Source organism: Tenacibaculum aquimarinum, assembly GCF_022478115.1.
In the GTDB taxonomy this organism is placed as follows: domain Bacteria; phylum Bacteroidota; class Bacteroidia; order Flavobacteriales; family Flavobacteriaceae; genus Polaribacter; species Polaribacter aquimarinum_A.
This window is the reverse complement of the sequence record NZ_JAKGSC010000003.1, coordinates 87,258-101,352: the sequence shown is the minus strand read 5'-3', so window position 1 is coordinate 101,352 and position 14,095 is coordinate 87,258. Positions and strand designations below refer to the sequence as shown.

General features: G+C 29.0%; 12 protein-coding genes. 7 read left to right on the top strand and 5 right to left on the bottom strand.

Annotated elements, in window-relative coordinates:
* Positions 1–74 precede the first annotated feature (74 nt).
* Genes L1S33_RS08630 through L1S33_RS08610 form a run of 5 tightly spaced genes read right to left on the bottom strand, consistent with a single transcriptional unit; the run spans position 75 to position 6,631 of the window.
* A complete protein-coding gene (locus L1S33_RS08630) occupies positions 75–1,529 on the bottom strand; it encodes a lipopolysaccharide biosynthesis protein (RefSeq protein WP_240562027.1) in 1,455 nt (484 codons plus the stop codon).
* A complete protein-coding gene (locus tag L1S33_RS08625; protein WP_240562026.1) occupies positions 1,529–2,806 on the bottom strand; it encodes a glycosyltransferase family 4 protein in 1,278 nt (425 codons plus the stop codon). The genes L1S33_RS08630 and L1S33_RS08625 overlap by 1 nt, the downstream gene beginning before the upstream one ends.
* Entirely contained in the window at positions 2,803–3,993 is a 1,191-nt protein-coding gene (locus L1S33_RS08620; RefSeq protein WP_240562025.1) for a glycosyltransferase family 4 protein, read from the bottom strand. The genes L1S33_RS08625 and L1S33_RS08620 overlap by 4 nt, the downstream gene beginning before the upstream one ends.
* Positions 3,993–6,383 carry a YfhO family protein gene (locus L1S33_RS08615; RefSeq protein ID WP_240562024.1) on the bottom strand — a complete coding sequence of 797 codons (2,391 nt, stop codon included), beginning with the start codon at positions 6,381–6,383 and terminating at the stop codon, positions 3,993–3,995. Before L1S33_RS08615 ends, L1S33_RS08620 begins: the two co-directional genes overlap by 1 nt.
* Positions 6,384–6,385: 2 nt before the next feature.
* Positions 6,386–6,631, bottom strand: a complete 246-nt coding sequence (locus L1S33_RS08610; RefSeq protein ID WP_240552861.1) for a DUF4834 family protein — start codon at positions 6,629–6,631, stop codon at positions 6,386–6,388.
* Positions 6,632–6,767: 136 nt separating this feature from the next.
* On the opposite strand from L1S33_RS08610, the gene L1S33_RS08605 reads away from it, so the two are divergent.
* From L1S33_RS08605 to L1S33_RS08575, 7 genes are all read left to right on the top strand, one after another.
* On the top strand, positions 6,768–7,985 hold the full coding sequence (locus tag L1S33_RS08605; RefSeq protein WP_240562023.1) for a transporter: 1,218 nt from the start codon (positions 6,768–6,770) through the stop codon (positions 7,983–7,985).
* A 9-nt stretch (positions 7,986–7,994) separates the two neighbouring features.
* Entirely contained in the window at positions 7,995–9,122 is a 1,128-nt protein-coding gene (locus L1S33_RS08600) for a GTP cyclohydrolase (protein ID WP_240552863.1), read from the top strand.
* A 49-nt stretch (positions 9,123–9,171) separates the two neighbouring features.
* Positions 9,172–9,879: a 16S rRNA (uracil(1498)-N(3))-methyltransferase gene (locus L1S33_RS08595; protein ID WP_240552864.1), complete on the top strand. Its 708-nt coding sequence runs from the start codon at positions 9,172–9,174 to the stop codon at positions 9,877–9,879.
* Positions 9,880–10,024: 145 nt separating this feature from the next.
* Positions 10,025–11,038, top strand: a complete 1,014-nt coding sequence (locus tag L1S33_RS08590; protein WP_240562022.1) for a helix-turn-helix transcriptional regulator — start codon at positions 10,025–10,027, stop codon at positions 11,036–11,038.
* 306 nt (positions 11,039–11,344) lie between these two features.
* Complete coding sequence (locus tag L1S33_RS08585; RefSeq protein ID WP_240562021.1) at positions 11,345–12,001, top strand: DUF4159 domain-containing protein; 657 nt, start codon at positions 11,345–11,347, stop codon at positions 11,999–12,001.
* Entirely contained in the window at positions 11,985–12,908 is a 924-nt protein-coding gene (locus tag L1S33_RS08580; protein WP_240562020.1) for a bile acid:sodium symporter family protein, read from the top strand. Before L1S33_RS08585 ends, L1S33_RS08580 begins: the two co-directional genes overlap by 17 nt.
* A gap of 68 nt (positions 12,909–12,976) precedes the next feature.
* The gene (locus L1S33_RS08575; RefSeq protein ID WP_240562019.1) at positions 12,977–14,017 is read left to right on the top strand and encodes a lysophospholipid acyltransferase family protein; all 1,041 of its coding nucleotides are present in this window, start codon (positions 12,977–12,979) and stop codon (positions 14,015–14,017) included.
* The last annotated feature ends 78 nt before the right edge of the window (positions 14,018–14,095 follow it).

Genomic DNA, 14,095 nt, shown 5'->3' with positions numbered 1-14,095 from the left:
ATTTTTAGGTACAGGAGTTTCCCCTTTACAGGTCTATCTTAATATTGATAGACCTTATTTTTTTGCTAGAAAAACTACTTAATAAAACGTTTAATTAGATTATCTATCTCTGGTGAAATATTCATTTTTAAAACCATAAATAAATAACTTACTACAATTAATATACTTTTAAAAAGTATATTTAATATCGGATGAAATGGAAAATTCCAAAAGTAAAAAACTAAGAATACACACAAAATAACCAATATTAACTGTATTGACTTATTTGTGAAAGGAGTCATATTAAATTTAGCCTTTACAAAGAATATTTTGAGTGTATTAAAAATTAAAATAGTTATTAAAGTTGCTAATGCAAATCCATCGGTTCTAAAAAATTCAAATAAATAATTATTTAAAAAATACACAGACAAAGCCATACCAACACCAATTGGTAAAGCAATTCTATAAAATTTTGAATTGTTTATAATAGCTCCATTATTACCCAGGAACATATTATATAATTTAGCTACTGAAATCATTAAAACAACTAAAACACCTTCAGAATAACCTTTTTCTGGCATTAATTTAAAAAGCTCTACGACACCACAGTTAACTAATAAAAAGAACAAACCTCCAATTAACAACAAATTAATTGAACTCTTTTTATAAAGATTTTCTACTTCAGAATTATTGTTTTCATTTAAAGTTTTAGAAGTTAAAGGTTGTAATATCTGAGACATAGCTCTACTTGGAGCTTCAATAAATGAACCGATAAATACCGCAACGGCATAATAAGCTGCTATATTTACCACTTCCTTACTTGGTATCATAACCTTATCGATATCTAAAATAATGGCTCCTGCACTTCCTGCTAAGATTATATAAGCTGAATAACGTAGTATTTCTTTAAAATTATCTGGTAATTGAAATGACAATTTTGGTGTATACAATCTAAAAGCATAAAACATCATTAACAATGTTCTTAAGACATAAAAGCCTGTTAAAACCCATATAAAATCAGGTTTTGTTATCCATCCAAAGGAAATTGAAAGTAATAACACACACACAACAGCTCTATTATAAAATTCTTTTAAAATATTACCAAAGACCGATTGTAACTGAACTTTAGCCCAAGAATAAAAAACTTCAAAATAAGCACAAGAAATTGCAATTATATATATTGATAGCGTATAACTTTCTACAATTTTATTCTCTGTTGGTAATTTAGTTAAAATCCAATTTTGAATTTCATTCCAAAAAAAACCTAACGGAATTGCAATAAAAAGTGGTAAAATAATTGCTATCGACAAAAATCGATCTTGTTGTTCTTTCTCACTGTAAGAAGAATAAAACTTAACAATAGTATTATGAATACCAAAAGCAGCTAAAGGCATTATTAAGTTGGAAGCCGATAGCAAATACACAACCAATCCATAAAATTCTGACTTCAAAATTTGAGGATATAAAACAATTACATTTATACCACCAACAATAAACCCAAGATATATTATGAGTGAATTTTTAAGAGACTGTTTTAAAATTATTCCCACTACTTATTTATAATTTCTTTAATTACAATTGACAATTGTTCTGTTAAATTCTTACGATGATATTGTTCTATATTACTTGATTCTATAGTTAAATCTCCTTTTTTATAAGCTGAATATAATTTTAAAACAGTATTCTTTAACTTTTCTTTATCTTCAAAATCAACTATAGTTCCTGCTTTGGTTGAATTTAAAACTTCCGCTAAATCCCCATCTTCTGGACCAATTGCTAAAATAGGTCTTTTAGCTTGTAAATACTCAAATATTTTTCCTGTTAAAATACCTTTTGCACTCGGAACATTATTTATAGCCAACAATAAAACTTGCGATTTCTGTTGATGGATTTTTACTTCATTATGAGGTAAATAATCAATATTTACAATATTTTTAAGTTGATATCTCTCTATTGACTCATCAATTTCAGCAGCAACTTTTCCTATTAACTTGATTTCTAAATCGTGTTCAAATTCTTTATTTTCCTTACATAAATCTGACAAAACCTTCCATAAGACGAGAGGATTTCTATCAGAATTCATCATTCCAATATGCGTTATTGAGAATTTTCTATCTAAAACGTTTTCTTTTATTTCATTTAAACTAGAATCAAATCCATTTGTTATAACATGAATATTATTCGAAAACATTTTATAATTCTCTTTCATGGTTTTTCCAACAACCAACACTGCATCAGCGTTTCTTAAAACTTCTTGTTCTAATTGATGATGTTTACTTCTAGCTTTTTTTGATAATGGTAATTGATGAAAATAATCGATACCTGTCCAAGGATCTCTATAATCTGAAATCCATTTTACACCAATCTCTTTCTTTAGCTGAAGCCCAATTAAATGTAAACTGTGTGGCGGACCTGTTGTTATTACAACATCAATATTATTTTTTGAAAGATAGTTTTTCAAGAATTTAACCGAAGGTTTTACCCAAAATTTACGTGCATCAGGAATAAAGTAATTTGCTCTTATTTTTTGTAAGATTGCCCCAACAAAACTTGGATTTGGATTTAAAAAACCTGCACTTTGTTTACTATCTTTTTTGAATAAGGATAAAATATTATTTGGTTCCCAAATTGGTTGTTTTAAAACTTCAATATTTTCAGGAACATCTTTTTCTAGCGATACATCTTTAATAGGATATTGTGCATTCTCTGGAACGTAAACAACAGGTTCTATGTCAAAATCTTGTAAATATTTTACAAATTTCAACCAACGTTGCACGCCACTTCCGCCTGCTGGAGGCCAATAATATGTAATAATTAAAGCTTTCAAACTGTTATATTATCGTATAATTCTATTAATTTCTTTGATGTTTGTTCCCAAGAAAATTCTTCTTTTACAAACTTTTCTCCGTTTTTACCTAATTGCATCCTTAAGCTTTCATCTTTAAAAAAAGTTAGAATTTTCTCAGCAAAGTCTACTTCATCTTTTTCTAAATGAACTAAACCACAATTATTTTCTTCTACAATTTTCTTTTGTGCAATTGCATCACTCACTAATAATGGCTTTGAAAAACTCATATATTGAAAAATTTTATTTGCATACGCAACATCGTGTTGTTTATTTCTATGCAAAGGAGAAATACAAATAGTACTTGCCTTTATATAACTTGAAAATAAAGAAACATTTTGCCAACCTTCAAAATCTACAAACTCCTCTATTTTTAAATCTGCAACTTGCTTTTTTAAAATTGGATCTGTAGTATTTTTACCAACAATTACCAATTTAATATTTTTAATTTTATCTTTTAATAATGTAATTGCACTAATTGCAGTTTGCAATCCTCTACGTAAATGCGTGTCTCCAACATACAAAACCACAAAATGATCCTTGTATTTATCAAGAATACTTTTATCAAATACAGCATCTTCAAAAAACGATTTACGTATTGTATTTGGTACTAAAACGAATTTACTCGAAGCCGAAGGAATTCTATTTTCTAAACTCTCAATAAATTCCGGAGAAACAGAAATAACTTTGTCTGCCTTATTAATAAACTCCTCCTCTTTTTGCTTCCATTTTTTGGGTGAAATAATATATTTTCCAGGAAATTTCTGCAAATGAGGATATAATTTCATCACTTCAGGCATATTATCATGCAAATCTAAAACAACAGGTAAATTGAATTTTTTATTCGCTTTAAAAACAGATTTTGCAATCCTTATATCATGAATATGCAAGGCTTCAATCTTATTTCTCTGAATAAAATCAACTATTTTAGGTTGCATAAAAAATCGATAAAAAAAAACTGTGTAAGCTAAAGCAGATAATTTATATTCCAATTTATTAGAATTATATCTTTTAACTTGTATTCCATTTATAATTTCTTCGGATTTTTCATTTCCGTATGTTAAACAAAAAAGGTATACAGAATGACCATGTTTTATCAACTCAATAGCTTCATTTTCTACCCTTGGATCTGGCGGAAAATTACTATCTAATATCATTCCTATTCTCATTATTGCTTCCTTTTTTCAAAAAAAAACCAACCTATTGGAACCAATAATAACAACGCATACGAAATTAAAGAAATGGTATTTCCTGTTTTAATAACAGTAGGCTCAAATTTAAATTCTATTGTATGATTTCCTGCAGGAACAACCATTCCACGAAGTACATAATTAACTTGATAATGTGGTGTTAACTTTCCATCAACATAAGCGTTCCAACCATTTTTATAATAGATTTCTGAGAAAACAGCAAACTGTTCTTTTGTTGTTTTTGACTCATATGTTAAGACATTAACATCGTATTTTGTTAAGCTAATTGTTGCGGTTGAATCTTTTTCAAAAACTGATTTTTCAACTAAATCCCCTTTAATTACAGCTTCATTTTTAGTTTGTAAACTATCCAGCGATTGCATTTCTTCATTAGCAGAGTTAACTGTTTTTAAACGCTCAACAAACCACACGTTTCCATTTACATCTGGATTAAATTGCACTTGATCTGCACCAACTATAAAGTATTTAGTATTTAACATATTTAATACTTCCATGTTATTTTTAGCAATTTGATAATCAAATAATTCTTGATATCTCCCCATTTTCGCAGCGTGATAGCCGCCAATTGATTGATGGAAATATGATGTTCTACCGTCGTTTAATGGGTTTACTGTAAAATTAGCAACTCTATAATGTGTTTTATCTTCTAAAATCTGTTTATCTGCTTCAGAAGCTGTAAATGGTTTTAAAACTTTTCTTGCTGAAGTAAAATCATCTTTATTTACATAATTTATATCAACTGAAATTAAATCGAATAGAATTAAAGTACCTAAAGCTATAATTACTGGCAACTGTTTTATCTTGTTTTTCAAGAAAAACCACAACAACCCAGCCGATAGAACTATTAAAATCAACGAACGTAAACTATCATTAAACAACATCGATTTTCTGTCAGAAATCAAGGCATCAATCAATTCTGGTAATTCTGCATATTGTGAATCTCTTATACCTTCAAAAGCAAATAAACTAGACCCAAAAAGCATAAAAAACAATGCAATTCCACCTCCAATATATAATGCTTTTTTAAGTGCACTTTCTTTTTCTTCAGAAGATATTTTTGAAGAAAAGAAGTTTTTAAGTGCTAAAATCCCTAATAATGGAACACATAATTCTGCAATTACTTGTATAGATGAAACCGCTCTAAACTTATTGTAAAGCGGAACATAATCTATAAAAAAGTTAGTGATTCCTGCAAAATTCTTTCCCCAACTTAACAGAATTGAAAAAATAGTTGCTGCTACTAACCAGTATTTTAATTTTCCACGAACTATAAAAATTCCGAGGAAAAACAAGAAGAAAATTATAGCTCCAATATATGCTGGCGCTTCTACTATTGGTTGATTTCCCCAATACGTAAAAACTTGTTCGGAATAATCTCTAGCTGTTTTTGTTCCTGCTTTTGCTTTTAATGTTTGATAAAATTCAGAGCTCTCACCTAATTCTTCCATAGTTCCTCCGCCCATAAAACGAGGAATCATTAAATTAAATGTTTCGGCAATTCCGTAGCTATATTCAGTAATATAAGCTTTATCCAAACCTTTGGACGCTTCTTTTTTACTTCCGTCAGGATTTATTGTTAATTCCGATTTTCCACGCGTACTATAATCAGCGTATTCCTTCATAGAAAGCAAACGAGTTGCATTTACACTAATTCCTAAAAGCATTGCCGCAACAATTAAAGCTGCTTGTTTTGCAAAAGTTTTTATTGTTTTTTTCTTTATTGCTTCAATAAACTCTACAACTCCAAGAATTAATAAACAAAAACCCATATAATAAGTCATTTGTGGGTGATTTGCGTAAATTTCTAACGCCATTGCTAAACCTGTAATTACAAATCCGAGTAGATATCTTTTTTGAAAAACATACAGAATACCTGCAATTACAGCTGGTATATAAGCTATTGCATGCGCCTTAGCGTTGTGTCCAGCTCCAAAAATTATAATTAAATAGGTTGAAAACCCAAAGGATAATGCACCAAGAATTGCCAACTTCCATTCAACTTTTAAAGCAGTTAACAGTAGAAAAAAACCGAAGAAATAGAGAAAAACATAATCTGCAGGTCTTGGTAAAAAACGTAATAATTTATCTACAGATCGTATAAAGTCATTTGGAAAATAGGTACTTACTTGGTATGCTGGCATTCCACTAAAAGCACTTCCGGTCCAATAAGGTTCTTTATTATTGTGTTTTAATCTGTAATCTTTAATTTCTTTTGCCATTCCAGAGAACTGAGTAATGTCGCTCTGTTTTATTTTTTTTCCGCTTAAAACCGGATTAAAATAAACTAAAGAAGCAATAACAAAAACTGAAATAGCTATAAAATAAGGTACTAGTTTTTTAAAATCCATAATTAATCAACTTCTTCAAAATCAACATACTCTCCAACATCATTACTGCTTTGTTGATTTTTCTGCGGATTTTTATCAATTATTGTTTCTCCTTCTTTTACAATTGGTTGACTTTTATTACCTCCAAATTGTTGTTCTGCTTTCTGTTGCATTTTTTCTGCCATTTTCTTCATTAAAAATGGGGTAAATAATCTTGCTAAATATTTAAATGCAATGTAAATAAGTAGTATTATAAATAATGTTTTCAAATCTTAATCTTATAAAATAATTCTTTCAAAAGTAACAATTTGAGCGCAATTTAAACGTTAAGAAGTTACAAAACTTACATTGTAGAATGCTTTTTTTTAATGTATGTTTGTAAAGCTTCAAAATTTTGAACTCATTATGATAAAAAAAGGTTGGTTATTATTAATTATTTGTTTTTCGCTAACAATTCAAGCACAATACACAGAAGTTATAAACTCTAACAGACCAGGGTTTTCTGAGAGTCCGTATAGCGTTGGTACTGGCGTTTATCAATTTGAATCTACATTATTTTACAGAAAAGCAGATCCAGTTCCTTTGTTTAGTAACCCAGAAGCAATGGGTGTAAATTTACTTTTTAGAACTAGTTTTTTTCTTGACAAACTAGAGCTAAATGTAAATACAACTTTCGAAAAAGATAAAATTGCTTTTAAAAATGTTTTTGAATCTTCTTATAATGAAACAGGTTTAAGTCAGCTAACATTGGGCGCTAAATATCTTGTTTATCAACCAACGTATGCAGATAAATCTAAAGAAATTAGAAGCTGGAAAAAGCGTATGGCTTTTGATTGGAAAAGAGTAATTCCTGCAGTAGCGGTTTATGGTGGAGTAAATTTTGGAAGTATTTTAACTGATTATCACAACAGAGGTGGAATTTCACCTAGAGCTGGAGTTTTATTACAAAATCAGTTTTCTCATAAATTTAATTTGGTAACTAATTTTTATTACGATTATATTGGAAGTGATTTACCTGAGTTTTCTCATATAGTAACAGCAACCTACAATTTTGACGATTATTGGTCTGGTTTTGTTGAACACCAAGCCTTGTATAACGATGTAGAAAGCAGAAGTAATTTAGGTTTAGGAGCAGCTTATTTATTCAGTAAAAATTTACAATTTAACGCTTCCGCCAGAGGAACTTTCCAAGAGAATGTTACAGGTTTTTATGGTAGTTTAGGTGTTTCTTACCGAATTGATAGACATCAAGATAGTTTTATTGAAGTCGATGAATTTGGAAATGAAATTAAAAGAGACAACACTACTGAGTTTGGCGCTAAAAAAGGTTTTTTTGGCCGCTTGTTTAATGGTTTTGGTTTATTTTCTAAGAAAAACAAAACAACAACAAGCTCCAAAACAGACGGAACAAGAGATAGACCTACAAGACAACGTAAAAAAGCAGTAACTAAAAAAGAGAAGAAAGGTGGTTTTTTCTCAAACATCTTTGGAAAGAAAAAGAAAAAAGAAGAAACCGAAGAAGAGAAACTAGAAAGAGAGGTTAAAGAACTCGAAAAACAAATTAAGAAAGACGAGAAAAAAGCAAAAAAAGAAGCCAGAAAAAATAAAAAGAAAAACGGTTAATACTATTAAATGATAACCTTAAAAGAAATAGCAACAAGAAAGGAAATGAAACAATTTGTTACGTTTCCTTTTTCATTATATAAAGACAATAAATATTGGGTTCCACCAATAATAAAAGACGAAATAGCAAATTTTGATAAAACAAAAAATCCTGTTTTTGAAAATGCAGATGCTCGCTTTTTTATTGCACTAAAAAACAAAAAAATAGTTGGTAGAATTGTTGCAATTATAAACAACTACGAAGTTGAAAAACAAGGCATTAAAAAAATGCGTTTCGGCTGGTTTGATGTTATTGATGACATTGAAGTATCAAAAATTTTATTAGAAAAAGTAAAAGAAATTGGTTATCAAAATAACTTAGAATTTATTGAAGGCCCAATTGGTTTTAACAACTTGGATAAAACTGGAGTTTTAACTGAAGGTTTTAATCATATTGGCACAATGATTACTTGGTATAATCACCCATATTATAAAGATCATTTAGAAAAAATTGGCTTTACAAAAGAGAAAGAGTACTTAGAAAACAAGTTTAAATTTAATAATGTTGATGGTGTTTATTTTAATCGAATTAGCAACATTATTAAAAAAAGATATCAATTAACAGCATTAGATTTCACTAAAACAAAAGACATTATGCCTTATGTAGATGAAATGTTTGAAGTCTTTAGCGCTGCTTACTCTAAATTATCAACTTTTGTCCCAATATCAGATTCTCAAATTGCTTTTTTTAAAAAGAAATACATAAGCTTTATAAATCCCGAGTATATTAAATTTGTAGTAGACAAAAATAATAAACTAGTCGCTTTTGCTATTGTAATGCCCTCATTTTCCGAAGCGCTACAAAAAGCAAAAGGTAAACTATTTCCTTTTGGGCTGTTTCACTTATTAAGAGCAAGAAAAAAAGCGAAAGACGTAACATTTTACTTAATTGGCGTGCATCCTGAATATCAAAACAAAGGTGTACATGCAATTATATTTGATCAATACACAAAGACATTTGCTCCTTTAGGAATTGAAAACTGTATTAGAACTCCTGAATTAGAAGATAATGAAGCAATACATAAGTTGTGGAAAGATTTTAAGCCAGAAACACACAAAAGACGTAGAACTTATAGGTTAAATATCAGTAAGCTGTAAGCAAAAAATGAAATTTTTAAACAATTCAACTTTGAAACTTTAATAAAAAATGCAACTTTTTTATAATTCAGACATAAATGAGACAACTCAACAATTAACTTTTTCTAAAGAAGAAAGCAGGCACATTGTTAGAGTTTTAAGAAAAAAAGAACGTGATATTTTACATATTACCAACGGAAAAGGTTTTTTATTTTCTGCTGAAATTAGCGTTGCTAGTGACAAAAAATGCATCGCTACAATTGTAAATACTGAAGCTAAACCAAAACCATGGAACTACTATTTACACATTGCTATTGCGCCAACAAAAAATAATGATCGTCTTGAATGGTTTTTAGAAAAAGCTACAGAAATAGGTATCGACGAAATAACACCAATTATTTGTCAAAATTCTGAAAGAAGAGTTGTTAAATTAGAACGATTAGAAAAAATAGTACAATCTGCTATGAAACAATCGTTAAAATTTACTTTACCCAAACTAAATGAACCTGTAAAATTTAATGATTTTATCAATCAAAATTCTGAAGAAAAAATTTGTATTGCTCATTGCGAAGAAGGTGAAAAAAAATTATTGAAAGACACTGTAAAACCTACAGAAAAAACTATAATTCTTATTGGTCCTGAAGGAGATTTTTCTTCAGAAGAAATAAAAAGATCTCTAGACAAAAAACACCAACCTATTTCATTGGGAGAAAGTAGATTACGCACGGAAACCGCCGGATTAGTTGCCGTCCAAACAATTTCTTTAGTAAATCAATAATAATAAATTGTATATTGGCCTTTGAAAAAGAAACTTAAAATTGCAATTAACAACCATATTCAACCACTTCTTACTAGTAAGTGCAGTACTTGGTATTAGCTATAGTATCTGCTTATATTTCTCCAAAATTGGTAGAAATAAAAGTATGATATACTTAAATCTTACTATTTTATCAATATCGCTTAATAATTTACAATCTTGGGTTTTAGCCAAAGAGTTATTTCAACATAAATTTATGTTGGATTACATACAAATTCCTTGGCACTTTTTGTTTGCGCCATTCTTTTATATGTTCTTAATACATTATTTAGAAATAGTAAACAAGTCATTAAAAATTTTAAGGTTAATATTACCTTTATTTTTCGTTGCAATACTTTTACAAGTTTCGTTTGTATTACTTTACTCTGGAACGACTAATGTTGAAAAATTAAATTTCATCTATGAAAAATACACTTCAATAGAAGAAATTTTTAGCTTTATAATATCGATTGGGGTTTTTAGCTATGCTTTTTATGTTCTATATAAAAAAGAAAACTTATTCCCTAAAATACTATCTTTTGATAATTTAAGATGGATATACTTATTTTTTATAATTGGGTCCATTGGTTATCTTCTTTGGTGCACTGCCTTAATTATTAAAGTTAAAATGAATTTTACTGGATTTATTTTCTCTTATTATCCTCTAAGAATTTACACAACACTATTAATTTTTTGGTTAGGCTATCAATCAGCTAAACAATTTAGTTTATTAAAAGAAAGGAGAAGTCTAAGAGCCGTTTTAAGAACTTCGGAAGTAAAAGACACTATTACAATTGAAGAAAAGTACGAAGAAGAATTCACCATAATTCACAACTATATTTTATCTAATAAAAAGTTTACTGAGAGTAAAATTACTCGAGAAATATTAGCCGAAGAACTTGGTATGAGTAAAAGTAAGTTTTCTACTATTATGAATTCTAGTGCTCAAAAATCATTTATTGAATACATGAATGAATTACGTGTAAAACAAGCTAAAAAACTTCTTACAGATAGTAACTACAATCAATATACAATTACTGCTGTTGGTTTAGAATCTGGTTTTAAATCTAGATCCACATTTTATACTGTCTTTAAAAAACACACAGGAAAAACTCCAGCTGAATTTAGAGCAAAAAAATAATACACGTTATTTTTAATAAAAATTTGTCCGAAAACGTCCAAATTGGACGTTTTCGGACATCCATTTTAAATAATCGACATATATTTGTAGTAGATAAAATAATTAGAAAAACTGAAGGGGTTTAAATTTTCGATTATAATATCTAAAATATGCGTTGAGTATTATCTCAAATATGAAAAAGGAGAGTTTTGCGCAAAACACCATTTGCTATGATGGTGTTTTTTTATGCCCTAAAATTACTATATTGCTTCATATATAAAAGTCCATAGTAGCCATTTAACAAACATATTTACCTAGACATTACTAATGCTAAACTTTAACATACGCTTTATTTTCACTTTCCTTTTATTCGCATCAACTTATATAATTAATGCACAGGAAGTTGCAGTTTTAAAATATAATGGCGGAGGAGATTGGTATTCAAATCCAACTGCTTTACCAAATTTAATAGCTTTTACAAATACAAATTGTAAAACATTAATTGATAAAAACATACAAACTGTTGAAGCTGAAGGTGAAGATATTTTTAATTACCCAATATTGTTTTTAACTGGTCACGGTAATGTTTTCTTTTCTGATGATGAATCTAAAAACTTAAAAAGCTATCTTATTTCTGGTGGCTTTCTTCATATTTCTGATAATTATGGATTAGACAAATACATTAGAAGAGAATTGAAAAAGATTTTTCCAAAACTAGAATTACAAGAAATACCGAGCAATCATCCTATATTTAATCAGACTTTTTCTTTTCCAAACGGATTACCAAAAATACACGAACACAACAAACAACCACCACAAGGGTTTGGTTTATTTTACGAAGGAAGATTAATTGTTTTTTACGATTATGAATCTGACCTAAGCGATGGTTGGGAAGATGCTGTTGTTCACAATAACCCAAAAGAAGTGAGAGAAAATGCTTTAAAAATGGGTGCAAATATTATAGAGTATGCTTTTAAACACTAATTCAACAATAAACATAGACGACATTAAAATTAATTTTGATTCCGAAGGTCTTTGGCTATTAAATATAGCAATTGCTATTATTATGTTTGGCGTTGCATTAGGCATAAAAATAGATGATTTTAAACGTTTATTAAAAAACCCTAAGATTGTTTTTGTTGGAGTTTTATCCCAATTTATCTTATTACCTGCAGCTACATTTTTAGCTATACTAATTATACAACCTCATCCTAGTTTTGCTTTAGGAATGATGATGATAGCTGCTTGTCCTGGTGGAAATGTTTCTAACTTCTTCAGTAAAATGGCTGGCGGAAATGCAGCTTTATCGGTAAGTCTAACAGCTTTTGCTACGCTGATTTGTATTTTTATGACTCCTATTAATTTACATTTTTGGGGAAGTTTATACGAACCTACTAATGCAATATTAAAAACGGTTGAATTAAATCCGTTTGAGTTATTTAAATTAGTTTCTTTAATTCTTGGAATTCCTTTAATAGTTGGTATGCTTATAAAACATTACCATAATGAAATGGCGGAAAAAATTGAAAAAGTATTAAAGCCACTTTCTATGACAGTTTTTATACTCTTAATTGTAATTGCTTTTTCCCAGAACTTAGACATATTTACAAACCATATACACCATGTTTTATTCTTAGTTATTTTTCATAATATCTTTGCTTATATTTTAGGGTTTTCAACTGCCAAAATATTTAGACTAAACAAAGCAGATTCTAAAACAATAGCTATTGAAACTGGAATTCAAAATGGCGGATTAGGCTTATTATTAATCTTTGGCTTCTTTGAAGGTTTAGGTGGAATGGCTTTATTAGCTGCTTTTTGGGGGATTTGGGATGTGTTCTCTGGAATGGTTTTAGCAACTTATTGGGGAAGAAAAAGCAGTAAGCAGTAAGCAGTAAGCAGTAAGCAGTAAGCAGTAAGCAGTAAGCAGTAAGCAGTAAGCAGTAAGCAGTAAGCAAAATGAAAAACATATTTTACTTCTTTGTTAAAGTATTTATTTCTATCGGGTTATTTTTTTACACGAAAAGAATAACTATTAAAGGTGAAAAAAATATTCCTAAAAAAGGTGCTATTTTATTTATGGCTAATCATCCAAATGCTTTAATTGATCCGTTAATAATTGCTACTTCCTCCAAAAGAAAAACTCATTTTTTAGTTCGTGCAGCAGTTTTTAAAAAAGCTATAATTGCCAAAATATTTGGCTTGTTAGGCATGATGCCAATTTACAGAATAAGAGATGGTTTAAAAGCGGTTTCTAAAAATGATGCTATTTTTGAACAGTGTACTAACCTACTTAAAAACAAGAAAGCAATACTTATTTTTCCTGAAGGAAGCCATAACATAAAAAGAACTATTAGACCTTTAAGCAAAGGTTTTACAAGGATCTTATTTAGAGCACTTGACAAACATAAAGATTTGGAAATACATGTTATTCCTATTGGATTAACGTACCAAAACGAATCTATTTTCCCCACTAAAGTTGCTGTAAACATTGGAAAACCAATTTTAGCAAGCACATTTTATAACCCTAACGAGATTAACAACTCGGTAAATGAACTTAAAGCACAAGTTTCTACCCAATTAAAAGAACTAAGTGTACATATTGATTCTGAAAATTATGAAGATATGGCAGCAAAATTAAATGCTGCTCAAGTTGATTTTACGGATACTGAAACAGTAAATTGGATTGTAAAAAAGAAAATGTTTCCGCCTACTAAAAAGCCTAAAAGAACGTTTAAACTTTTAAAACTACTGCTTATTGCTAATAGTATTTTTCCTTATATCATTTGGAAAAAAGCAGCTAAAAAAATACCTGAAATTGAATTTGTTGATACGTTTCGATTTGGCTTAAATTTAGTTTTAATTCCGCTGTTTTATGGTATTCAAACTTTCATTATCTATTATTTCTTCGGAAATAAAATTGGCGCTATCTATTTTTTAACTTCATTAGTTTTAGTGCTACTTTACACGAAATTATCTCCAACAAATACAGAAAGCTAGCAAACAAGTTTAGCCCTGATTGAAGCGACATCCTTTTTTGTTTTTCTCAAAAAAGATATAGCGGAAAGCAGGAAATAG